The following is a 24020-nucleotide window of genomic DNA, read 5'->3' on the forward strand; positions in this document are numbered from 1 at the left end:
TCGGATTCGTCGGGGGTACAGTATCCCGCCCGTACGACTCTCCGCTGTACCGACCCGGCAGTCCGATTCGCTCCTGTCATGCGGCATCGACGGCGACCACACCGCGGCGCAGAGCCGCGATCGCCCGCGCCGCAGTGCGCGAGAGTTCCGGCTCCGGGGCCGCGAGCCGAACCTGATCCAATAGGTCGATCACCTGCCGACACCAGCGCACGAAGTCTCCGCCCGACAGTGCTTTGCCGTTGTCGCCCGCGGTGACGAGAGCATCGACCAACGAATGGTTCGACGCCCACTTGTAGATCGCCTTCACGAATCCCATGTCGGGCTCTCTCGTCGGCGGAAGCTTGTGCCGAACTTCGTCGGACCTCAACTCGTGCCACACCCGCACCGTCTCGGTCAGCGCGTGTCGAATCGGACCCGTCGGACCGTGCGGAGTGATATCGCCCTCCGACCTGGACTCGTAGACCACCGCCGAGACCACCGCCGCCAACTCTGCCGGAGAAAGGCCTTGCCACAGGCCGCCGCGCAGGCATTCGGCGACCAGGAGGTCGGACTCCGAATAGATCCGACTCAGCCGTGCGCCATCGTCGGTGACCTTCGGATCCTTGCCTGCCGTCACGTACCCGCGGTCGGCGAGCAACGCCAGGATACGGTCGAACGTTCGGGCGAGGGAGTTCGTCGTCGCCGATACCTTCTGGCGCATCGTTTCGGTCTCCCGAGCCAGCCGGTTGTAGCGCTCACCGGTGCGGCCGAGCTCGTCGCGATCGGGGCGCGCGTGCACCGGATGCGATCGAATGGCTCTCCGAAGCGTGGCCAGTTCCTTGTCGTCCGCTGCGGTCGATTTGCGGCGGACTCGGTCCGACGGCTGCGAGATTCCGCGTGTGACCAGGGCGGCCGCGAGATCGCGCCGGGTCTTGGCGGTGCGATGATCGACGAAGCGCGGAAGGCGCATGGTGCCCAAAGACGTTGCAGGCGAGGGGAAGTCCGCGGCCGAAAGCCGCCCGGCCCATTTGTCCTCGGTCAGTACGAGCGGCCGCGGATCGGCCCGGTCGTCATCCGCCTCCAGGACCACCGCGAGACCGCTGCGGCGACCGGTCGGCACCGAGATCACGTCGCCGCGCCGCAAGGCACGGAGTGAATCGACTGCCTTGTCCCGTCGATCGGACCTGTTCTGGCGTTCGAGGGTCTTCTCACGATCCTTGAGCCGCTCACGCAGCCGCGCATACTCGAAATACTCGCCGTCGGGGCCGCCGAGGCGTGCCCCGAGCGCCTCCAACGTCTGCATGTTCTTCTCGATGCCGCGCACCATCCCGACGACGGACCGGTCGGCCTGGAACTGGGCGAAGGACCGTTCGAGCAACAGACGCGAATCGGCCGCACCGAACTGTTCGATCAGGTTGATCGACATGTTGTATGCCGGCGCGAACGAACTGCGCAGCGGGAAAGTGCGGGTCGACGCCAGACCGGCGACCTCGGTCGGCTCCGTACCGGGCTGCCACAGCACGACGGCATGCCCCTCGACATCGATACCGCGCCGCCCGGCCCGGCCGGTCAGCTGGGTGTACTCCCCCGGCGTCAACTCGGCGTGTGTCTCACCGTTGAACTTGACCAGCTTCTCGAGCACGACGGTTCGAGCAGGCATGTTGATCCCGAGAGCCAACGTCTCGGTGGCGAAGACCGCCCGGACCAGGCCCTTGACGAACAACTCCTCGACGGTATGCCGAAAGACCGGCAACATCCCGGCGTGGTGAGCGGCGAATCCACGCTCGAGCGCGTCGCGCCACTCCCAGAAGCCCAGGACCTCCAGGTCCTCGCGTGGCAGCTCCGAGGTGTGCTTCTCGACGATGTACCGAATCTCCTCGGCCTGCTCGGGCGTGGTCAGCACCAGCCGCGAACGCATGCACTGGGTCAGCGCGCCGTCACAGCCTGCGCGGCTGAAGATGAATGTGATCGCCGGGAGCAGACCTTCTTCGTCGAGTTTGGCGATCACATCGGGTCGGGCCAGTGGGCGGTTGTTCGCTCCGCTGCCGTGACCGCCACCGCGACCTCCGCCGCCTGCCCGACCGCCTGCCCGACCGCCTCGGCCTCTGCTGTGTGGTGCATGCCAGCGGTCCATCGAGTCGAGGGACTGACGTTGTTTGACGTGTCGTACGAGTTCCCGATCGACGACGATCTTCTGACTGCCGTCCGCCGACTGGGCTCGCGTGTCGAACAGATCGAACAATCGGCGACCCACCATGATGTGCTGCGACAGGGGTACTGGGCGGTTCTCGTCGACCACGACCGAGGTGTCTCCGCGGACCGTGCTCATCCAGGCACCGAACTCCTCGGCGTTGCTCACCGTGGCCGAGAGGCTGACCAGTCGAACGTCGTCGGACAGGTGCAGGATGACCTCTTCCCACACCGCGCCTCGGAAACGGTCGGCGAGGTAGTGCACCTCGTCCATGACGACGTGCGAGAGACCTCGCAATGCGTCCGAGGATGCGTAGAGCATGTTGCGCAGCACTTCGGTCGTCATGATGACGATGGGGGCATCGGGGTTGATCGACGAGTCTCCGGTCAGCAGCCCGACCGTGTCACGCCCGTACCGCGCGGTCAGCTCGGCGAACTTCTGGTTGCTGAGCGCCTTGATCGGGGTGGTGTAGAAGCACTTGCGCCCGGCGGCGAGCGCCAGGTGCACCGCGAATTCGCCGATGACGGTCTTGCCTGCACCGGTGGGGGCGCAGACCAGAACGCCGTGACCGTTCTCGAGTGCCGTACACGCGTCCACCTGGAACCGATCGAGCGGGAAACCGAGTTCGGACGAAAAGCGTTGCAGCTGGGTGGGTCGGGGGCTCGTCCCCGTATCGACGATCGGCTCGGTCATGCGATCGACCCGACGGTTCGGCCGCGGTCAGATCGTGTCGTCGTACTGTGCCTGCACTCGGGTCGCGGTACCGAAGCCGCTGGACGGCGGTGTCGGAGCGACGGCATCCGGTGACTCGATCGAACTTGCGCCGTCGATGCGCGTTGCTTCGTCATCTGACACATCACCCCATTCGTCTCTTCTCTTGCGCAACTTACGCTTGTCGTGAATCCGCGCAATCTGCACTGCCATCTCGAAGAGCACCGTCAACGCCAAGGCCAAGGCCAGCATCGAGAAAGGGTCCTGCCCCGGAGTCGCGATGGCCGCGAAGACGAACAGCCCGAAGATGAGACCTCGACGCCACGCCTTGAGTCGCTCGTAGGTGAGTACGCCGACGAAATTCAGGGCGACGACCAGCAACGGAATCTCGAAGCTGACGCCGAAGATGATGAGGAGGTTGATCAGGAATCCGAAGTACTGGTCACCGCTGAGCGCGGTGATCTGGACGTTGTCACCGATCGAGAGCAGGAAGTGCAGGCCCTTGGCCACCACGAAGTAGGCCAGGACGGCTCCGGTGACGAACAGCGCCGCGGCTCCGGTCACGAACGAGACCGCGTATCGACGTTCGTTCGCGTACAGACCCGGGGTGATGAACGCCCAGATCTGATACAGCCAGATGGGACAGGCCAGGACGACACCGGCGGTGAACGCGACCTTGAATCGCAACAGGAACTGATCGAACGGCCCGGTCGCGAGCAGACGACACTGGTCGTCGTTGCTCAGATTCGCGCGGAGGCTCGGATCGAGCGTGCAGTAGGGACCTCGTAGGAGGTCGCCGAGGCTCTCGACGCCGAAGATGGTGTGCGAGTACCAGAAGAACCCGAAAGCAGTCGTCAGCGCGACGGCGACCAACGACCACAGGAGCCGGGTTCGCAGCTCGTACAGGTGATCGACCAACGACATCGTGCCGTCGGGATTGACTCGGCGCTTGCTACGCCGCGGATCGAACGGAATGCGCATGGTGTTCTACGGTCAGCCTTCTTCGGTCGGACGACGGCGCGGAGCCGTCACCGACAGCAGTGAACCTTCGGTGCCACCTGGCACCGAAGGTGTGCTGAGCGGCCGTGCGCTCAGGCAGACTTCGCGTCGTGCTGGGTCTCGGTGTTCGGCTGCACGACAGGCGCAGGCGAAGGCAGCTGAGCGGGAGCGGTCGGCTGCTGCGCCGTCGCGGTGTCGGCGTCGGACTTGCCGTCGTTCTGCATCTCCTTCACCTCGCTCTTGAAGATGCGCAACGACCGGCCGAGTCCGCGAGCAGCCTCGGGCAGCTTCTTGGAACCGAACAGAATGATGACGACCACCGCAACGATGGCCCAGTGCCAAGGACTGGTGAATCCCATGCGAACCTCCTACAGATCAGATGAATCGAGCGTACCCGACCGCGGGCATCGCCTCCGGCAGCAGCGGGTGTCGGTTTGCCCCGTGTTCACGTCGGGACGGTGCCGTCCGCGCTGGTGGCATCGAGCTCGGCATACGCATCCAGGGCCGAGCGGGCACGATCGCGGACGGAGTTCACCAAGGATTCAGGTGTCAGTACCGTGACGCCGCCGCCGAAGCCCAAGGTCAATCGAGTCATCCACTGCAGCGTCGCGAACCTCATCGTGACCACGATGGAACCGTCGGCATCCGCGGCGACCTGCGTCATCGGGTAGTAGTCCAGAATCCAGGTGAAGGCCGGCGACACCTTCAGCCGGGCCTGCGAAAGCGAGGGATCGTCGTTGAAGATCTCGAAGGCGTCCTCGTCCTGCACCGATTCCGGAGGCGCGGCGGGTTCGTCGAGTTCGGTTGCCGAGTCGATGCGGTCGAATCGGAACAGCCGCACTCCCTCGGCGCTTCGGCACCACGCCTGGACGTAACTGTTGTCGTCGACGACGACCGTCCTGATCGGGTCCACGGTCCGTTCGGTGACGACATCCCGCGATGCGGAGTAGTAGGTCAGCTGCAGGGCATGCCGGTGACGCAGCGCAGAACGAACGGTACTCGAGACCGGTCCCTCCTCGGCACCTGCGCTGTCGTGATCCGACGAGAGCGGCACGTTGGCCGCAGCCGAGCCCGCTGCGGTCTCGATCTTCGCGATAGCGCGCTGAGCGGCGGACGGGTCGACCATGCCGGGCATGGACGTCAGGGATCGAAGCGCAACCAACAGGGCCGTCGCCTCGGTCGACGTCAGGCGCAGCGGTCGATCGATTCCGGCCGAGAACGTGACGTCGATGCTCTCCTCGGAGAACGACAGATCGATGAGATCACCCGGACCGTAACCGGGCAGACCACACATCCAGAGCTGATTGAGATCGGCCATCAAAGTCGCCGTCGACACCCCCAGCTCACGCGCGGCCTCCTCGGCACTCAAGCCGGGATTGGCCATGAAGAACGGCACCATGTTGAGCAACCTGGCCAGCCGAACCGACAGTCGCGCGCTCATCGCTGGTTCTCCACGTCGGCCGCTGTCTGCAGGGTCGAGATCACGTCGGCGCGCAATTCCGCGGGTTCGAGAACCACCGCATCCGCGCCGTGACCGGCGATCAACCGCGAGACCCAATCCCAGGACCGCACGGGCACCTCGACGACCGTGCCGCTTCGGGTGCCGAGACTCTGCACGCCCACCACCGTTCCCATTCTGCGCAATTCCAGCGCCCTTCCGTCCTGCAGCCACACTCGGGCCGTGCCCGATACCGAGGACGTGCCCGCCACTCGGCGGACGATCTCCTGCAGATCGACACCGTCGGGCTTGCGGACGCTCTGCGGGGTGCCGAACGACTTGACCTCGTCGCCGATTCGGGACAGGCGAAACGTGCGGGTGTCGTCGCGGTCCACGTCGTGCCCCACCAGATACCAGCGGCCGCGAAACGTCACGACGCCCCACGGCTCGACGGTTCGGGTGGTGAACGGCTCGGTCAACGACGGGCGGTGTTGGAACCGTACCGACTTTCCGTCGTCGATCGCGGCCAGCAGGGCACCCAGGGCGGGTTCGGAGCCTCGGGTACGGGCGGGAACCGCGGTCACCGCTGCGGCGGACTCGTTCTGGTCGACCTGAATTCCGGCGGCGCGGAGTTTGAGCAACGCACTCTGTGCCGCCGAGGTGAGCTCCGGCGATTCCCACAGTTTGACCGCTACTGCGACGGCGGCCGATTCCTCGCTGGTGAGGTCGATGTCGGGAAGTTCGTAGGCATCGCGGTTGATGCGATAGCCCTCGACGCCGCCGAACCTGGTGGCGGTACCGGTTTCCAACGGGACACCGAGGTCACGCAGTTCGTTCTTGTCTCGCTCGAACATTCTGCTGAACGCTTCGTGGCTGGTGGAGTCGTCGTATCCGGCAACGCTCTCGCGGATCCACTCCGCGGTCAGGAACTGACGTGTCGACAGCAGACAGATGACCAGATTCATCAGGCGTTCGACTTTGGTGGTGGCCACGACAGTCGAGCCTAGTTGCTCACCGGTGGACGCAGCGGTAACGACCCGACTGCGTCCGGCACTACATCGACGCGATCAACCGTTCCACTCGCTCGTCGACCGATCGGAACGGGTCTTTGCAGAGCACGGTTCGCTGAGCCTGGTCGTTCAACTTCAGGTGTACCCAGTCGACGGTGAAGTCGCGACCCGCTTCCTGAGCGGCCGTGATGAATTCTCCGCGCAGCTTGGCCCTGGTGGTCTGCGGCGGCAGGTCGACGGCCTCGTCGATCTGCTCGTCCTCGGTGACTCGCTTGGCCAGACCCTTGCGCTGCAGCAGATCGAACACTCCGCGGCCGCGCTTGATGTCGTGGTAGGCCAGGTCCAGCTGAGCGATCTTGGGATCGGACAGCTCCATCGAGTAACGGTCCTGGTAACGCTGGAACAGTTTGCGTTTGATGACCCAGTCGATCTCGGTGTCCACCTTCGCGAAATCCTGTGTCTCGATGGCGTCGAGCGTTCGTCCCCACAGGTCGACGACCTGCTCCACCTGAGTGTTCGGCTCGCGAGTCTTGAGATGCTCGACGGCTCGCGAGTAGTACTCGCGCTGGATATCGAGGGCGCTGGCCTGTCGTCCCCCGGCGAGTCGAACGGGGCGACGTCCGGTGAGATCGTGACTGACCTCGCGGATTGCGCGAATCGGATTGTCCAGCGCGAAATCTCGGAAGGACACGCCCGCCTCGATCATCTCGAGAACGAGGGCTGCTGTACCGACCTTGAGCATCGTCGAGGTCTCGGCCATGTTCGAGTCGCCCACGATGACGTGCAGTCGGCGGTACTTCTCGGCGTCGGCGTGCGGCTCGTCGCGCGTGTTGATGATCGGCCGCGAACGAGTGGTGGCCGAGGAGACGCCTTCCCAGATGTGCTCGGCGCGCTGCGACAGGCAGAACGTCGCAGCCTTCGGCGTCTGGAGCACCTTGCCAGCGCCACAGATCAACTGACGCGTGACCAGGAACGGCAGCAGAACGTCCGAGATTCGGGAGAACTCGCCGGCACGTTGGACGAGAAAGTTCTCGTGGCAGCCGTAGGAGTTACCCGCCGAGTCGGTGTTGTTCTTGAACAGATAGATATCGCCCCCGATGCCCTCTTCGGCCAGGCGCTGCTCGGCGTCGATCAGCAGGTCTTCCAGTACCCGCTCGCCTGCGCGGTCGTGGGTTACCAGCTGCAACAGACTGTCGCACTCGGCGGTGGCGTACTCGGGATGCGAGCCCACGTCGAGGTACAGGCGGGCTCCGTTGCGCAGAAATACATTCGAGCTGCGACCCCACGAAACGACTCGGCGGAACAGATAGCGAGCCACTTCGTCCGGACTCAGCCGTCGATGTCCGTGGAAAGTACATGTGACACCGAACTCTGTCTCGATGCCCATAATTCGTCGCTGCACACTTCGACACTACAACGCAACCCGCGGATCGATGTGTCGGAGCGCCCCGATGTCGTCCGTCCGTGAGGATGCCGTCGCACGTGCCTAGGCTGGGCGTCATGACATCCACGCGCACCCCGATCTCAACGGCCGTCCACGCGTGGGATCTGTCCCTGGTGGCACGAAGCGCCGCCCTGCGGCAGAGCAGAGCGGACGGTGGACTGCGTGCCCTGAGCAACGCCGCCGATCACGGTCGTCTGTGGCTCGGGGCGGCTGCGCTTCTCGTGGCCGCAGGTGGCCCGGCCCGACGCGGCGGCGTCCGGGGGCTGGTGGCGCTGGCCGGTGCGAGCTCCGTGGCGAACGGGCTGCTCAAACCGCTGTTCCCGCGGACTCGTCCCGATTCCGAGTCCGTTCCCGTCCTGCGTCAGGTTCTGGCTCCGCCGGTGTCGTCGTCGTTTCCCTCGGGCCACTCGGCGTCCGCAGCTGCGTTCGTCACAGCGGTGGCGATCGAATCCCCCGTCGCAGGCGTGCTGCTGGCACCCGTTGCGGCCGCGGTGTGTTACTCGAGGGTCCACGTGGGCGTGCACTGGCCGACGGACGTCATCGCCGGCGCCGCTCTCGGCTCGGCCATCGCGTTGTCCACTCGTCGGTGGTGGGCCGTGCGATCGGAAAAGCCTGCCGATCTCGGCTCCCCGGTCCAGGTCGAGCCACTGCCGGGCGGCCGGGGGCTACTGGTACTCGTCAATCCGGGGTCGGGCACCGATTCGGACGCGGTGCCCGACGCGATCCGTCGAGCACTTCCCGATGCCGATCTGTTCGTGCCGAATGCCGATCAGGACTTCAACGAACAACTGGAGCAGCGCATTCGGAACACGTCCCCACGTGCCCTCGGTGTCTGCGGTGGTGACGGAACCGTGGTCAGCGTCGCCGCATCCGCGGTGCGCAACGGATTACCGCTCGCAGCATTTCCGGGTGGCACCCTCAACCATTTCGCGCGCGACACCGGATTGACCGTCGTGCAGGACACCGCTGCCGCCGTGGAAGCGGGCACCGCCGAACTGGTCGACATCGCCGAGGTGTCCGTCGACGGCCGCAGTGTGTCGTTCGTCAACACCGCAACGTTCGGTGGCTACCCCGACTCGGTTCGGCTACGTCAGAAATTGCAACGCCGAATCGGCAAATGGCCCGCGGCCGCCATCGCGATGACGCGGGTCCTGGCGGCTGCGGAACCACTGAACATCGGGCTCGACGGCACCGAGCAGTCGGTCTGGATGCTCTTCGTCGGCAACGGCAACTATGTACCGGCCAACCAAGTACCCATGTCTCGCAGCAGTATTCACACCGGCACCCTCGATGTCCGGTTTCTTCCGTCCGAGCCGAAAGCGTCCAGGACCAGACTGCTGTGGGCAACGTTGACCGGCACCCTCGGGTCCTCGCCCGCCTACGTCCGTCGAGCGGTGAAGGAGTTGACCGTCGAGGTGGAGGGTGCCCCCGTTGCCCTCGCGGCCGACGGTGAAGTGGTGGGCGACGGACGAAGGTTCGAGTTCACCAGTGACAAGAACGGCCTCGCGCTCTACCGAAAGCGATAGCGCGCGAGGCCGAACGAGTGTCGGGACCATCGGTCAGGACGGCGGTGCACCTTCGATGTCGGGTGCCGTCTCGACCGCTGCAGTCGGCGCCGGCAACATGTCCTCCAGCGCAGCCCCGGCAATGCGTCTGAACGCTCGTCGCGGCCGCGCCTGGTCCAGCACAGCGACCTCGAGCGCCGACACCTCGAGAACCTTCTTCTCCGGCTCGCCGCCCGCCGCGGGCGGCGCAGTCGGACCTGCCGTGAGTGCGTCGACGGCCACACGTACCGCGTCTGCCAGGTCCAGCCCGGCGCGGTAGGTGTCCTTCAGTGCGGCCACGATCGGCTCGGTCGTCCCGCCCATGACGACGAAATCCTGCTCGTCGACGATGGATCCGTCGTAGGTGATGCGGTAGAGCTGCGTGGCGATCGGCTCGTCCTGGTGCGACACCTCCGCGACACAGATCTCGACCTCGTACGGCTTGAGCTGCTCGGTGAAGATCGTGCCGAGTGCTTGCGCGTACGTCTTGGCAAGCGAACGGCCGGTCACGTCGCGCCGATCGTAGGTGTAGCCCTTGATATCGGCGTGCTGGATACCGGCCTTGCGCAGGTTCTCGAACTCGTTGTACTTGCCCACGGCCGCGAAGCCGATCCGGTCGTAGAGTTCGCTCACCTTGTGCAACGCGGTCGAACGGTTCTCGGCGACGAAGAGGACCCCGTCCGCATACGTCAGCACGATGACGCTGCGGCCGCGGCCGATTCCCTTGCGCGCCAACTCCGAACGATCGCGCATGATCTGTTCGGCAGATGCGTAGTACGGCATCGTCATGGTGCGCTACCCCCTTCGCTCACTTGCTGGCCGGCCCGAGTGTGGTGCTCGGCACCACCGGAATGCGCTGCACTCTCCGTCCGCTCCGCGAGAACCGACCGAGCTGCAGCCGAAATCCTCTCGTGTGCAACGTCGTCCGCCCCAACACTGGTGATGGCAACTGCCGTCGGGTAGATCCCGCGGGTGACGTCAGGACCGCCTGTGGCCGAGTCGTCGTCGGCGGCGTCGTACAGCGACTCCACCGCTGCACGAATCGCCTCCTCCTCGGTCATTCCGGGGCGATAGAGCTTCTTGAGCGCGGACTTGGCGAACAACGATCCCGATCCCACGGCGTGGTAACCCGAACGCTCCTCGTATCGCCCGCCGACCACGTCGTAGGAGACGATGCGTCCGGCTCGATCCGGGTCCGAGATGTCGATGTCGAATCCGACCAGCAACGGGACGGCGGCGAGCCCTTGCATCGCGGCACCGAGGTTGCTTCGCACCATCGACGACAGCTTGTTCGCCTTGCCGTTGAACGTGAGCGGCACGCCTTCGATCTTCTCGTAGTGCTCGAGTTCGACGGCGAAGAGCCGAACCAGCTCGATCGCGATGCCCGCGGTTCCGGCGATACCCGCGGCGGAGTAGTCGTCGGTGACGTAGACCTTCTGCATGTCGCGGTTGGCGATCAGATTGCCCTGCGTGGCTCGCCGGTCACCCGCGATCAGAACACCGCCTGCGTAGGTCAGTGCAACGATCGTCGTTCCGTGTGGAGCGATCCCGGACTTGTCCGAGCCGCCGTTCGCAGTGTTGGTCGCCAGATCCGCCGCGATACCGCTCTCGGGCAACAGATGAGGGGCGTGCCGACGAAGATAATCGGAGAACGACGAGCTGCTCGTCCCGAATGGGATCGCCGTTCCGTCGCCTGCCGACCGTGGGTCCGAACGATCCACCGTCACTGGCCGCCCTTCTGAACGTAGGCGCGGACGAAGTCCTCGGCGTTTTCCTCGAGCACGTCGTCGATCTCGTCGAGAAGGTCGTCGGTCTCCTCGGCCAGCTTCTCGCGTCGTTCCTGACCACCGGCTCCGGTGTCGCCGGGAACCTCATCGTCGTCGCCGCCGCCAGAGCGCCGTGTCTGCTCCTGTGCCATAGTCGCCGACCTCCTCCGTGTATCGAGAAAACAGATCTACTGCACTCTCACCGGTCGATCCGAGGTGCACCGTCGTGGATGTGCAAGTGCAACCGAACGTTCCGCCGAAAGTGCACGGACCTTTACCCTACCGACTGACCGACTCCGCCGGTCGACAAGACACCGCCTTTGGTCGGCGTCGGTCCCGGGGTGCGTCAGTTGGTGAGCTGATCGACGAGCTCTGCGGCGCTGTCGACCGACTCCAGCAGTGCACCGACGTGCGATTTGGTGCCCCGGAGCGGCTCGAGAGTCGGGATGCGAACGAGGGAGTCACCGCCGAGATCGAAGATGACCGAGTCCCAGCTCGCCGCAGCGATGTCTGCCCCGAACTTGCGCAGGCACTCGCCGCGGAAGTACGCCCTCGTGTCCTCCGGCGGCGTGCCGACGGCATCGAGCACCTGCTGTTCGGTGACCAGTCGATCCATCGACCCACGAGCGACCAGCCGGTTGTACAGGCCTTTGTCCAGCCGAACATCGGAGTACTGCAGGTCGACCAGATGCAGTCGCGGAGCCGACCACCCGAGCCCCTCGCGCTGGCGGAATCCCTCCAGGAGGCGCAGTTTCGCGGGCCAGTCCAGCAGATGGGCGCACTCCATCGGATCCCGCTCGAGAAGGTCGAGGACCATGGCCCACTTGTCGAGCACGTCGAGTGCGCGCGCATCGTCACTGCCCTCGGCAGCGACGAACTTGGCAACGCGCTGGTGGTAGATCCGCTGCAGCGCAAGCCCGGTCAGTTCGCGGCCGTCGGCGAGAGCGACGGCCTTGCGCAGCGTCGGATCGTGGCTGATCTGATGGACTGCGGTCACCGGCCTGGCCAGCTGCAGATCGGACAGGTCGACGCCGGCTTCGATGATGTCGAGCACGAGCGCTGTGGTGCCGACCTTGAGGTAGGTCGACATCTCGGCGAGATTGGCGTCGCCGATGATGCAGTGCAGGCGGCGATACTTGTCCGCGTCCGCGTGCGGTTCGTCGCGCGTGTTGATGATGCCGCGTTTGAGGGTGGTCTCGAGGCCCACCTCCACCTCGATGTAATCCGCCCGCTGCGAGAGCTGGAAGCCTGCTTCGTCGCCGGACTGGCCGATTCCGACGCGTCCGGACCCGGTGATGACCTGCCTCGAAGCGAAGAACGGCGACAGACCCGCGATGACCGCCGAGAACGGCGTCTCGCGCGACATCAGGTAGTTCTCGTGAGTGCCGTACGACGCGCCCTTACCGTCGACGTTGTTCTTGTACAGCTGCAGGCGCGGCGCTCCCGGGACGCTCGACGCATGGCGGGCTGCGGCTTCCATCACCCGCTCGCCTGCCTTGTCCCAGATGACTGCGTCCAGCGGGTCACGTACCTCCGGAGCCGAGTACTCGGGGTGGGCGTGATCGACGTACAGGCGAGCACCGTTGGTGAGAATCATGTTGGCTGCGCCGATCTCGTCGGCGTCGATCACCGGTGCGGGGCCACTGAAGCGTCCGAGGTCGAAGCCGCGAGCGTCACGCAGAGGCGATTCGACCTCGTAGTCCCAGCGCGTGCGCTTGGCCCGGGGAACTCCGGCGGCCGCCGCGTAGGCGAGCACTGCCTGGGTCGACGTCAGGATCGGGTTGGCGGTGGGTTCGGTGGGCGAAGAAATGCCGTACTCGACCTCGATACCGATGATGCGCTGCATGTGTCGAGCCTAGACGTCGACCGAAGAGCGCTTTCGGGGCGCGCCCTGTGCGGACGCGCCCCGAAAGTGGTGTTCGACGAAGCTACAGGTACTGGCCGGTGTTGGCCTCGGTGTCGATCGCCCGGCTCGCGCTGGCGTTCTTGCCGGTGACCAGCGTGCGAATGTAGACGATCCGCTCGCCCTTCTTGCCGGAGATTCGAGCCCAGTCGTCCGGGTTCGTGGTGTTCGGCAGGTCTTCGTTCTCGGCGAACTCGTCGACGATGGAGTCGAAGAGATGCTGAATCCGCAGACCGCTGTTTCCGGTTTCGAGTACCGACTTGATGGCGTACTTCTTCGCGCGGTCCACGATGTTCTGGATCATGGCCCCGGAGTTGAAGTCCTTGAAGTACAGAACCTCCTTGTCGCCGTTGGCATACGTCACCTCGAGGAAGCGGTTGTCGTCGCTTTCGGCGTACATGCGCTCGACGACGCGGTCGATCATCCCTCGGATGCAGGCTGCGCGGTCTCCAGCGAACTCCGCGACGTCGTCGGCGTTGACCGGCAGCGAATCGGTCAGGTACTTGGAGAAGATGTCCTGTGCCGATTCGGCGTCGGGCCGCTCGATCTTGATCTTGACGTCCAGGCGACCGGGCCGCAGGATCGCGGGGTCGATCATGTCCTCACGGTTGGAGGCACCGATCACGATGACGTTCTCCAGCCCCTCGACGCCGTCGATCTCGGCGAGCAGCTGCGGAACGACCGTCGTCTCGACGTCGGACGAGACGCCCGAACCGCGGGTTCGGAAGATCGAGTCCATCTCGTCGAAGAACACGATGACCGGGGTGCCCTCGGACGCCTTCTCCCGTGCGCGCTGGAAGATCATGCGGATGTGCCGCTCGGTCTCGCCGACGAACTTGTTGAGCAGTTCGGGGCCCTTGATGTTGAGGAAGAACGACTTCGCTTCCTTGGCGTCCTGCCCGCGGGCCTCGGCGATCTTCTTGGCCAACGAATTGGCAACGGCCTTGGCGATCAACGTCTTTCCACAACCGGGAGGGCCGTAGAGCAGCACACCCTTGGGCGGACGCAGGGAGTACTCGCGGAACAGATCCTTGTGCAGGAACGGAAGTTCGACGGCGTCGCGAATCTGCTCGATCTGTCGCCCGAGACCACCGATGTCCTCGTATCCGACGTCCGGCACCTCTTCGAGGACCAGGTCCTCCACCTCGGCCTTGGGGACACGTTCGAAGGCGTAGCCGGCCTTGGTGTCGACGAGCAGGGAGTCGCCGGGGCGAAGTTTGCGGGACGGTTCGTCCGGGTCGATCGGACCTTCGTCGTTGACCATGTCGATCAACGGCTTGGCCAGCCACACGACTCGTTCCTCGTCGGCGTGACCGACGACGAGTGCCCTCGATCCATCGCCCAGAAGCTCACGCAGAGTGCTGATCTCGCCGACCTGGTCGAAGGTGCAGGCCTCGACGATGGTCAACGCTTCGTTCAGTCGCACCGTCTGTCCCGGTGCGAGTGAATCGGCCTCGATGTTCGGTGAACACGTCAGCCTCATCTTGCGTCCCGAGGTGAACACGTCGACCGTTCCGTCCTCGAACACGCTCAGCAGAACGCCGTAGCCGCTCGGTGGTTGGCCGAGGCGATCCACCTCCTCCCGGAGCGCGATGAGCTGCTGTCTCGCCTCTTTGAGGGTGTCCATCAGTTTTGCGTTGCGCAGAGACAGTGAATCGACGCGACCTTCGAGTTCGCGTACCTGCTCGGGGGACTCCCCCAGTTGACGGCGCAGCGAAGCAGCTTCGGCTCGCACGGCGTCCAGTTCGGCTCTGGCCGCGGCCACATCCGGATTGTCTGTTGAGCTCATGAGCGACTCCTCCCAGTGACGATCTTTCAACGCTACCGGCACCGGCCCGAATGTGCGGACCGACACCACGATCGGGTCGTGTGAGCACTGCGTCTCGACCGCACCGAGCGTCGGTCGAATTCATGTTAGCCTCACCTGACCAAATGGCAGACCGACCATGGAATCAGGGGCTTCACCAGTGAAGATGCGTAATTTCTCGGTAGCTGTCGCGCTCGCGACGGCGGTGATGTCGGTAGCCGGGTGCAGCTCGGCCGATGAATCCGATCAGACCGATCACAATTCGACGTCGGCCGCGGAGAGCAGCGTTCCGGCAGCCGATGCGCCCGCCGTCGCGCCGCCGACATCCGGTGATCTCGAAGTATCTCTGCTGCAATTGGTGGCCCCGAACGTCGACGCGGCGACGAAGGCGGCGTCGGTCGAGAACGGGCAGGCACGCCTGACCAACCTCGAAACGATGACCGCGGCCCTGGCGAACTACGGCGCGATCACGTTCGAGGTTGCCGAACCGACGGTCGAGGGCGAGACGTCGACCGCCGACGTCGCGATCGCCACCCCTCGGGGAACGGCAGCTCCGTCCCCTCAGACCTGGGTGCTGATCGATGGCGACTGGAAGCTCTCCGATGCCAGCACCTGCCGGATTCTCGCTATGGGGCAGGCTCCCTGCGCCTAGACCGAGAGGTCGGAATCCTCGCCGACGCCGATCGTCATCCCTTGCCGGATCGACGCTGCGGCTTCGGCGTGACAGTGCCCTCGGCGAGGCGTCGAACACTCACGAGGAATGCGGTGTGCCCCTGCATCCGATGCTCGGGCCGAACCGCCAGTCCCACGACGTGCCACCCGCGCACCATCGACTCCCACGAACGGGGTTCGGTCCAGCATTCCTGTGCGCGTAGGGCTTCGACGACCTTGGACAGCTGCGTCACCGTCGCGACGTAGACCAACAGCACTCCGCCCGGAACGAGAGCTTTCGATACGGCGGGCAGTGCGTCCCAGGGGGCCAGCATGTCGAGAACCACCCGATCCACCTGCTCCCCCGGTCGATCGACACCGAACCGATCCACGTCGGCCACCGTCAGGTGCCAGTTGGACGGCCGCTCGCCGAAGAACGTCTCGACGTTCTTGATCGCGTAGTCGGCATGGTCCTGGCGGATCTCGTAGGAGATGACCGTTCCTTCCGTACCCACCGCACGCAGCAGCGAGCACGTCAGAGCGCCCGATCCGGCACCGGCCTCAAGCACTCGCGCCCCGGGGAACATATCGCCCTCGTGGACGATCTGGGCTGCATCCTTGGGGTAGATCACCTGCGCGCCACGCGGCATCGACAGCACGTAGTCGGTCAACAGCGGCCGAAGCGCGAGGTAGGGGGTGCCGTTGACGGACGTGACGACGCTGCCCTCGTCGGCCCCGAGCAGTTTGTCGTGCGTGATCCCGCCCCGGTGCGTGTGGAATTCCTTGCCCGCCTCGAGCACCACCGTGTAGTGACGGCCCTTGCCGTCGGTGAGCTGGACTCGGTCTCCGACGCGGAACGGACCGCTGCGGGCGGGTCCGGTCGGTACCGGCTCGACGGGCATCCCGTCGTCGATCGTCGTAGCGTCGTCGAGTTCGATCTCGTCGACGGTCGCGGTGACCACCTCGTCTGCACCTGGAGCCGGAACGTCGACGATCGCGTCGACCTTGGAACCGTCGCTCGCCGCGGACGCGGAATCACCGAAGGACACAGCATCACCGGACGGCACAGCGGAACCTGCTTTCGTTGCTCTGTTCGACGCCCGACCTGTTGGTCCGACACCTGGGACGACTCGACGTGCCAGACTACGGCCTTGACCGAAGATGTCGGACCAACGGCATAGTCTCGCAGTCGTGAGTATTTCCGTGTCGACGCCCATCGACTTGCCTCTACTCGACCTCGGCGACAGCGCGCGACCGCCGCTGGCGGTGCCGAGCCCCCGCAGCACGCCGGCGTTGTCGCCCTCCCGCGCAGGCGATTTCAAGCAGTGTCCTCTCCTCTACCGCTTTCGCGCGGTCGACCGCATTCCGGAGGTCTCCACCGAAGCTCAGGTCAAGGGAACTGTGGTGCATGCCGCACTGGAGGCTCTCTACGCGTTGCCTGCGCAGGACCGAGTGCCGACGACTGCGCGCGACCTGGTGGATCCGGCGTGGGAGCGAGTGGTTGCCCAGTCGCCCGCCATCGAGTCGTTGGTTCCTGCCGACGAGCGGACGGCTTTTCTCGATCGCGCTCGGGCTCTGGTCGCCGGATACTACGAACTCGAGGACCCGACTCACTTCGAGCCCGAGTCCTGCGAGCAACGGGTGGAGATCGATCTGGACGACGGCACGCCGCTTCGGGGATTCATCGATCGAATCGACGTCGCACCCAACGGCATGATCCGCGTCGTCGACTACAAGACGGGCCGGGCTCCGCGGGAGTTCACCGAGTCCAAGGCGCTGTTCCAGATGAAGTTCTACGCCCTGATGATCATGCGCATGCGCGGCGTCGTTCCGGCGCAACTGAAATTGATGTATCTGGCCGACAAGCAGGAACTGACCTACGCTCCGGACGAAGACGAGCTGCGCAGGTTCGAGCGCATGCTGTCTGCCATCTGGAAAGCGATTCTGGCCGCAGGCGAGACCGGCGACTTCCGCGCCAAGAAGGGCGCACTGTGCAAGTGGTGCGACCACCAGGCCCTGTGCCCCGAGTTCGGCGGCACTCCCCCGCCGTATCCGGGTTGGCCGCAGACGGCCCAGGCTTCTACGGTGTCCGAGCAGTGACGATTCCGAACGCCTTCTTCGTCCCCGCCGGTGTCGGCAGTGAAGGCCACGAGAGGGTCACCGCCACCGAGCACACCGTCAGCCTGTGGGCACCGACGATGCAGCACGGGGCACCGCCGTCCGCCCTGTTGGTCCGTGCACTCGAGCGCGTCGACGCGCGCGAGGACACCCGGATCAGTCGGGTGGCCGTGGACATCCTCGGACCGGTTCCGGTCGGCGACATCGAGATCCGAGCATGGACGGAGCGTCCCGGTACCAACATCGAGCTCGTCGTGGCGGAACTCTGGGCGGCCGGTGCCTCGGGAACTGCGCGCGCTGTCGCCCGGGGCAGCGCATGGCGTATGCGCACCACGCCGACGGACGACGTGGCTCACTCGGGCGATCCGGTGATGCGACCGGTGAGCGACGGTGTCGACTACACCTTCGGTGGCACCTGGTCGTCGGGTTATCTCGACGCCGTCGAGTTCAAGATCCTCACCGGACTCGGAGCCGACGGACCGGGTGAGATCTGGGCCAGGCCCACACCCGTTCTCGTGCAGGGTGAATCGATGACACCCCTGGAACGACTCTTCTCGATTGCGGATATCGCCAACGGCATCGGTGCGAAACTGCCGATCGACGAATGGACGTTCTTGAACACCGACCTGACCGTGCACGTGTTCCGAGTGCCGCAGGGTGAATGGGTAGGAGTCTCGGCGGAGACCTCCACCGGTCCCGACGGTATCGCCATGTGTGCAGGCACGCTCAGTGACGAACTGGGACCGGTCGGGCGCATCGCGCAGACGGTATTGGTTCGGCGTCGCACCTGACGAGCGACAACGATCGGGGCACCCGCGGCGCGCACGCAACGCGCGACACGACCCGTCGGCTACCCGGACTCAGAATGCTCGACAGGACCTGATGTCGGACGCGAGGATCGCCTTGGCACCCAGCTCGGCGAGCTGATCCATGACGTTGTTGTGGACCTTGCGAGAAACCATGGCGCGCACGGCAACCCAGTTGTCGTCGACCATCGGGGCGAGGGTCGGCGATTCGATTCCCGGGGTGATCTTCACGGCCTCGTCGAGGATCGCCTTGGGGCAGTCGTAATCGAGCATCAGGTACTGCTGCGCGAAGACGACGCCCTGGACACGGGCGATGAGTTGCTTGCGTGCGGAGTCGGTGCCCGGAGCGCCTGCTCGTTCGATCAACACACCCTCCGAATCGCAGAGAGATTCGCCGAAGGCCACGAGATTGTTCTGACGCAACGAACGTCCCGACTCCACCACGTCGGCGATCGCGTCGGCCACACCGAGCTGGATGGAGATCTCGACCGCACCGTCGAGGCGGATGACCGTAGCCTCGAGTCCTCTGGCGGCCAGATCCTTACGCACCAGGTTGGGATAGGACGTGGCGATGCGCAGTCCGCCCAGGTCCTCGGGTACCCACTGCTTGCCCGCGGGTGCGGCGTAGCGGAAGGTCGATCGGCCGAACCCGAGTGCCAGCCGTTCCTCGACCGCGGCACCGGAATCGAGCGCCAGGTCGCGTCCGGTGATACCCAGATCCAATTGCCCGGATCCGACGTAGATCGCGATGTCCTTGGGGCGGAGAAAGAAGAACTCGACGCCGTTCGCCGGATCGAGAACCGTCAGGTCCTTCGAGTCGCTTCGGCGTCGGTAGCCGGCTTCACTGAGAATTTCGGCGGCGGACTCGGAGAGAGCGCCCTTGTTGGGTACGGCTACGCGCAGCATGGAGTGTCCTTGTTCGACGAGTTCGTGAGCGACAAGCGGATCGAACTCACAGATGTTTGTAGACGTCCTCGAGTTCGAGGCCTCTGCCCACCATCATCACCTGGACCCAGTAGAGAAGCTGCGAAATCTCCTCGGCGAGCGCCTCGTCGCTCTCGTGCTCGGCAGCGATCCACACTTCACCTGCTTCTTCGAGGACCTTCTTGCCCTGGAAATGAACTCCAGCGTCCAACGCTGCGACGGTGCCCGAACCCTCGGGACGGGTCTTCGAGCGATCGGTGAGCTCGGCGAACAGCGAATCGAAAGTCTTCACGACTGGATATTCTTTCACGTCGTCACTCGGGTACACGAATACGGTCGAGATTAGGGCGTTCGGCCCGACCAGGCCCGGCGAACGTCCTCGGCAGTGAGTCCGACGAGACCGTCGCGAATCGTGTATCCGGGTGCCGCCTGCACTGCGATCTCGGAGGGAACCACCAACACCGGACACCCCGCCGTGTGGGCAGAGAGCGATCCGGTGGGCGAATCCTCGACCGCAAGGCACGACGCGGCCTCGAGTCCGAGCAACGCAGCACCGCGCAGGTACGGTGCCGGGTGCGGTTTGCCTGCCTCGACCTCGTCGCCGGTGACGGTGATGTCGAAGTACTCGCGGCCCAGGGTGTCCAGTGCCCGCTCGACCAGACCGCGTTCGGTGTTGGTGACCAGCCCAGTGGACAGGCCCATCTCGCGCACGAGCGCAAGGGCGTCCTTGGCACCTGGTCGCCACGGAATCCCCTCGGCGAACAGGTCTCCGACGCGGGCGGTCAGCCATTCGCGCCCCTCGGCCAGATGATCGTCGGTGACCTCCACCGAGGCGTTGGCCAGCACCTTGCTCAGCGCGTCCCGCATCGAGTTACCGAGGGTGCTCTCGCGTACTTCCGCGCTGAGTTCGGTTCCCAGGGAGCGGGAGTACTCACCGATAGCGACGTCCCAGATCTTCTCCGAGTCGAGCAGTGTGCCGTCCATGTCCCACAGGACACCGTGCAGGTGAGTTGGACTAGACATTGAAGTACTTGGCCTCCGGGTGATGAAGCACGAATGCATCGGTCGACTGTTCGGGGTGCAGCTGCAGTTCCTCGGAGAGCTTCACGCCGATCCGCTCGGGTTCGAGAAGCGCGGCGAGCTTGATGCGGTCCTCGAGATCCGGGCAGGCTCCGTAGCCGAACGAGTAACGCGCACCGCGATATTCGAGTTTGAAGAAGCCTTCGGCCTCGGTGGGATCCTCCGAGGCAACGGAATTGCCGTCGGACAGCTTGAGTTCCTCGCGTACCCGGCGATGCCAGTACTCGGCCAAGGCTTCGGTGAGCTGAACTCCGATTCCGTGGACCTCGAGGTAGTCGCGGTACGAATCGGCAGCGAACAGCTCGTTGGCGAAGTCCGCGATGGGCTGACCCATCGTCACCAGGTTCATCGGCAGAACATCGACCTGGCCCGATTCCCGCGCAGCCGAACGCGATCGAACGAAGTCCGCGATGCACAGGAACCGGTCGCGGTGCTGACGCGGGAACGTGAATCGGAAGCGTTCGGGCGCGTCGGGTTCGGGTTCGGTGAGCACGACGACGTCGTCGCCCTCGGACACCGCCGGGAAGTATCCGTACACCAACGCCGCATGCGCGAGGATGCCGTCGGTGCTCAGGCGATCCAGCCAATAACGCAGGCGCGGTTTGCCTTCCGATTCCACCAGATCCTCGTATGTGGCGCCTTCGCCCTTACGTGCACCGCGCAGACCCCACTGCCCCAGGAACAGAGCCCGCTCGTCGAGCAGCCCCGAGTACTCCGACAGCGACACGCCCTTGACGATGCGCGTGCCCCAGAAGGGTGGCACCGGGATGTCGATATCGGCAGCGACATCGGATCGCTCGGGCACGACCACCGGTGCCTCGGCGGCCTTGCGCTTCTCGGCGATTCGCTTGGAGCGCTCGTGACGTTCCTTGCGCTCGGCCGCCTTGGCCTTCGCGGCGAGTGCCTCGGGGCTGTCCGGAGCCGGACCGCCGCCACGCTTGGTGGTCATGATGGTGTCCATCAACCGAAGACCTTCGAACGCGTCTCGCGCATAGTGCACGTCGCCTTCGTAGACGTCCTGCAGATCGTTCTCGACATAGGACCGCGTCAGCGCGGCTCCGCCGAGGAGCACCGGGAATTGCTCGGCGACACCGCGCGAGTTGAGTTCGATCAGGTTGTCCTTCATGACCACCGTCGACTTCACCAGCAGCCCGGACATGCCGATCACGTCGGCGCGCTTGTCGATCGCGGCTTCCAGAATGGTCGAAATCGGTTGCTTGATACCGAGATTGACCACCTCGTAGCCGTTGTTGCTCAAGATGATGTCGACGAGGTTCTTGCCGATGTCGTGCACGTCGCCCTTGACGGTACCGAGCACGATGCGGCCCTTGCCGTCGTCGTCGGTCGCCTCCATGTGCGGCTCGAGGTACGCCACAGCAGCTTTCATCACCTCGGCGGAGGCGAGCACGAACGGCAGCTGCATCTGCCCGGAGCCGAACAGCTCGCCCACGGTCTTCATCCCCGAGAGCAACGTCTCGTTGATGATCTCGAGCGGCGGCTTCTCGGTCATCGCGGTGTCGAGATCGGCGTCGAGGCCGTTGCGTTCACCGTCGACGATGCGCCGTTCGAGTCGCTCGAACAGCGGCAGTCGGCCGAGTTCCTCGGCGCGGGATTCGCGAGCGGAGGCCGCGGAGACGCCCTCGAAGAGCTGCATGAGCTTCTGCAGCGGGTCGTAGCCCTCGCTGCGGCGGTCGTACACCAGGTCGAGTGCCGTCTCGCGCTGCTCGTCGGGAATCTTGTTCATCGGCAAGATCTTCGACGCGTGCACGATGGCGGTATCGAGACCGGCCTGCGTGCATTCGTGCAGGAACACCGAGTTGAGCACCTGGCGTGCAGCGGGATTGAGGCCGAACGAGATGTTCGACAGCCCGAGGGTGGTGTGCACCTTCGGGTACTTCTCCTTGAGCTGCCGGATCGCCTCGATGGTCTCGATGCCGTCGCGTCGCACCTCTTCCTGGCCCGTCGAGATCGGGAAGGTGAGGGTGTCGACGATGATGTCCTCGTGGCGCAGGCCCCAGTTCTCGGTGATGTCGGTGATCAACCGGTCCGCGACTCGCACCTTCCACTCGGCCGTACGTGCCTGTCCTTCTTCGTCGATGGTCAGAGCGACGACAGCGGCACCGTGCTCCTTGACCAGACGCATGATCTTCTGGAACCGCGAGTCGGGCCCGTCGCCGTCCTCGTAGTTGACCGAGTTGACCGCGCTGCGGCCACCGAGGTGCTCCAACCCTGCTTCCAGGACGGCAGGTTCGGTGGAGTCGAGCATGATCGGCAGGGTCGACGCGGTCGCCAGGCGGCTGGCCAACGCGGCCATGTCTGCGGCACCGTCGCGACCGACGTAGTCGACGTTGAGATCGAGCATGTGGGCACCGTCGCGCGTCTGATCCTTGGCGATGTCGAGGCACTTCTCGTAGTCCTCGGCGAGCATCGCGTCGCGAAATGCCTTGGACCCGTTGGAGTTGGTGCGCTCACCGATCATCAGGATGCTCGCATCCTGTTCGAACGGAACGGCGGTGTACAGCGAGGACACGCCCGGCTCGGGTGCAGGCCGACGTTCCAGTTTCGTTGCCCCGTGGACCATGTCGGCAACCTGGCGGATGTGTTCGGGCGTGGTGCCACAGCAACCGCCGACCAGAGCCAACCCGTACTCGTTGACGAAACCGCTCAGAGCCTCGGCCAGTTCGGGGGCGGTCAGGGGGTACTCGGCACCCTTCGCGCCCAGCGTCGGCAGGCCGGCGTTGGGCATGACCGACACCGGAAGTCGTGAATGCTTGGACAGATGCCGCAGATGCTCGCTCATCTCGGCCGGACCGGTCGCACAATTGAGCCCGATCATGTCGATACCGAGGGGTTCGAGTGCGGTCAGTGCGGCACCGATCTCGCTGCCGACGAGCATCGCGCCCGTCGTCTCGACGGTGACGTGGGTGATGATCGGGATGCGGACGCCGAGGCGGTCCATCGCATGCTGACTGCCGATGATCGCAGCCTTGACCTGCAGTAGATCCTGGCAGGTCTCGACCAGGATGGCATCGGCACCGCCGTCGATCATGCCGAGGGCGGCCTCGGTGTACGCGTCGCGCAGTCGGGCGAAGGGAGCGTGTCCGAGGGTGGGGAGCTTGGTGCCCGGGCCCATCGAGCCCAGCACGTAGCGGCCCATTCCATCGCGGCCGGGGCCCATCTCGTCGGCGGTCTCGCGCGCGAGACGGGTGCCCTTCTCCGCGAGTTCACGGATGCGGTCCTCGATGTCGTAGTCGGCGAGGTTCGGCAGGTTGCACCCGAAGGTGTTGGTCTCGACGGCGTCCGCGCCTGCCGCGAAGTACTCGCGGTGGATCTCCCGCAGGACATCCGGCCGGGTGTCGTTGAGGATTTCGTTGCAGCCTTCGAGACCGATGAAGTCGTCGAGAGTCAGCTCGGCATCCTGGAGCATCGTGCCCATCGCGCCGTCGCCGATGACAACGCGACGTGAAATCGCATCGAGCAGACTGGGCTTGTGTTCAGCGGGCATCACTACAGAGTAGTGGGCACCGAAGTTACGTCGGGTCGTAGGCTGTCGTGGTGAGTCCCCGAAACCTCGATGGCCAGTCCCCGATCGACGACGGTACCGAAAATACGGACATTTCAGGTGCCGGATCGGATGTGCCTCTCGATG

General features: G+C 65.0%; 20 protein-coding genes. 4 read left to right on the forward strand and 16 right to left on the reverse strand.

What is annotated here, in order from left to right; all coding sequences use genetic code 11:
- Positions 1 to 76: 76 nt before the first annotated feature.
- The 6 genes from CH306_RS21510 to pafA form a co-directional block, all read right to left on the reverse strand.
- On the reverse strand, positions 77 to 2863 hold the full coding sequence (locus CH306_RS21510) for a DEAD/DEAH box helicase (protein ID WP_094647910.1): 2787 nt from the start codon (positions 2861 to 2863) through the stop codon (positions 77 to 79).
- A 27-nt stretch (positions 2864 to 2890) separates the two neighbouring features.
- Complete coding sequence (gene tatC, locus CH306_RS21515; RefSeq protein WP_032398078.1) at positions 2891 to 3862, reverse strand: twin-arginine translocase subunit TatC; 972 nt, start codon at positions 3860 to 3862, stop codon at positions 2891 to 2893.
- A 110-nt stretch (positions 3863 to 3972) separates the two neighbouring features.
- Positions 3973 to 4239 (reverse strand): Sec-independent protein translocase subunit TatA, encoded by a 267-nt coding sequence (gene tatA, locus CH306_RS21520; protein ID WP_032398077.1) that lies wholly within the window; start codon positions 4237 to 4239, stop codon positions 3973 to 3975.
- Positions 4240 to 4325: 86 nt separating this feature from the next.
- On the reverse strand, positions 4326 to 5321 hold the full coding sequence (locus CH306_RS21525; RefSeq protein ID WP_094647911.1) for a helix-turn-helix transcriptional regulator: 996 nt from the start codon (positions 5319 to 5321) through the stop codon (positions 4326 to 4328).
- Positions 5318 to 6310 (reverse strand): helix-turn-helix transcriptional regulator, encoded by a 993-nt coding sequence (locus tag CH306_RS21530; protein WP_032398075.1) that lies wholly within the window; start codon positions 6308 to 6310, stop codon positions 5318 to 5320. Before CH306_RS21530 ends, CH306_RS21525 begins: the two co-directional genes overlap by 4 nt.
- 61 nt (positions 6311 to 6371) lie before the next feature.
- Positions 6372 to 7730, reverse strand: a complete 1359-nt coding sequence (gene pafA / locus CH306_RS21535) for a Pup--protein ligase (RefSeq protein ID WP_176459280.1) — start codon at positions 7728 to 7730, stop codon at positions 6372 to 6374.
- A gap of 98 nt (positions 7731 to 7828) precedes the next feature.
- Between pafA and CH306_RS21540 the strand changes: the two genes are divergently transcribed.
- Positions 7829 to 9298, forward strand: coding sequence for a bifunctional phosphatase PAP2/diacylglycerol kinase family protein (locus CH306_RS21540; RefSeq protein ID WP_094647912.1), 1470 nt, complete (start codon positions 7829 to 7831; stop codon positions 9296 to 9298).
- 33 nt (positions 9299 to 9331) lie between these two features.
- Here CH306_RS21540 and prcA read toward each other — a convergent pair whose 3' ends face one another.
- The 5 genes from prcA to arc form a co-directional block, all read right to left on the reverse strand.
- The gene (gene prcA, locus CH306_RS21545; protein WP_094647913.1) at positions 9332 to 10105 is read right to left on the reverse strand and encodes a proteasome subunit alpha; all 774 of its coding nucleotides are present in this window, start codon (positions 10103 to 10105) and stop codon (positions 9332 to 9334) included.
- A complete protein-coding gene (gene prcB / locus CH306_RS21550; RefSeq protein WP_032398071.1) occupies positions 10102 to 11043 on the reverse strand; it encodes a proteasome subunit beta in 942 nt (313 codons plus the stop codon). The genes prcA and prcB overlap by 4 nt, the downstream gene beginning before the upstream one ends.
- Positions 11040 to 11234: a ubiquitin-like protein Pup gene (locus tag CH306_RS21555; protein WP_008716348.1), complete on the reverse strand. Its 195-nt coding sequence runs from the start codon at positions 11232 to 11234 to the stop codon at positions 11040 to 11042. The genes prcB and CH306_RS21555 overlap by 4 nt, the downstream gene beginning before the upstream one ends.
- A 194-nt stretch (positions 11235 to 11428) precedes the next feature.
- A complete protein-coding gene (dop, locus tag CH306_RS21560; RefSeq protein WP_032398070.1) occupies positions 11429 to 12928 on the reverse strand; it encodes a depupylase/deamidase Dop in 1500 nt (499 codons plus the stop codon).
- Between the two features lie 82 nt (positions 12929 to 13010).
- Positions 13011 to 14774 carry a proteasome ATPase gene (gene arc / locus CH306_RS21565; RefSeq protein ID WP_045199741.1) on the reverse strand — a complete coding sequence of 588 codons (1764 nt, stop codon included), beginning with the start codon at positions 14772 to 14774 and terminating at the stop codon, positions 13011 to 13013.
- Between the two features lie 184 nt (positions 14775 to 14958).
- On the opposite strand from arc, the gene CH306_RS21570 reads away from it, so the two are divergent.
- Positions 14959 to 15444 (forward strand): hypothetical protein, encoded by a 486-nt coding sequence (locus CH306_RS21570; RefSeq protein ID WP_094648006.1) that lies wholly within the window; start codon positions 14959 to 14961, stop codon positions 15442 to 15444.
- 34 nt (positions 15445 to 15478) lie between these two features.
- Here the strand turns inward: CH306_RS21570 and CH306_RS21575 are convergent, their stop codons facing one another.
- The gene (locus tag CH306_RS21575; RefSeq protein ID WP_045199744.1) at positions 15479 to 16345 is read right to left on the reverse strand and encodes a tRNA (adenine-N1)-methyltransferase; all 867 of its coding nucleotides are present in this window, start codon (positions 16343 to 16345) and stop codon (positions 15479 to 15481) included.
- Between the two features lie 358 nt (positions 16346 to 16703).
- Between CH306_RS21575 and CH306_RS21580 the strand changes: the two genes are divergently transcribed.
- Both CH306_RS21580 and CH306_RS21585 read left to right on the forward strand, forming a co-directional pair.
- Positions 16704 to 17543: a RecB family exonuclease gene (locus CH306_RS21580; protein WP_094648007.1), complete on the forward strand. Its 840-nt coding sequence runs from the start codon at positions 16704 to 16706 to the stop codon at positions 17541 to 17543.
- Entirely contained in the window at positions 17540 to 18352 is an 813-nt protein-coding gene (locus CH306_RS21585; protein ID WP_094629986.1) for a thioesterase family protein, read from the forward strand. Before CH306_RS21580 ends, CH306_RS21585 begins: the two co-directional genes overlap by 4 nt.
- Positions 18353 to 18421: 69 nt before the next feature.
- On the opposite strand, the gene hisG is transcribed toward CH306_RS21585, so the two are convergent.
- From hisG to metH, 4 genes are read right to left on the reverse strand one after another with little or no spacing between them, the layout of a single operon-like run.
- On the reverse strand, positions 18422 to 19273 hold the full coding sequence (gene hisG, locus CH306_RS21590) for an ATP phosphoribosyltransferase (protein WP_094647914.1): 852 nt from the start codon (positions 19271 to 19273) through the stop codon (positions 18422 to 18424).
- 46 nt (positions 19274 to 19319) lie between these two features.
- Entirely contained in the window at positions 19320 to 19583 is a 264-nt protein-coding gene (locus tag CH306_RS21595; protein WP_032398466.1) for a phosphoribosyl-ATP diphosphatase, read from the reverse strand.
- Between the two features lie 50 nt (positions 19584 to 19633).
- Positions 19634 to 20314 carry an HAD family hydrolase gene (locus CH306_RS21600; RefSeq protein WP_032398068.1) on the reverse strand — a complete coding sequence of 227 codons (681 nt, stop codon included), beginning with the start codon at positions 20312 to 20314 and terminating at the stop codon, positions 19634 to 19636.
- Positions 20307 to 23876 (reverse strand): methionine synthase, encoded by a 3570-nt coding sequence (metH, locus tag CH306_RS21605; RefSeq protein ID WP_032398067.1) that lies wholly within the window; start codon positions 23874 to 23876, stop codon positions 20307 to 20309. The genes CH306_RS21600 and metH overlap by 8 nt, the downstream gene beginning before the upstream one ends.
- Positions 23877 to 24020: the final 144 nt, after the last annotated feature.

The organism is Rhodococcus sp. 15-725-2-2b, assembly GCF_002259075.1.
Classification (GTDB): domain Bacteria; phylum Actinomycetota; class Actinomycetes; order Mycobacteriales; family Mycobacteriaceae; genus Rhodococcoides.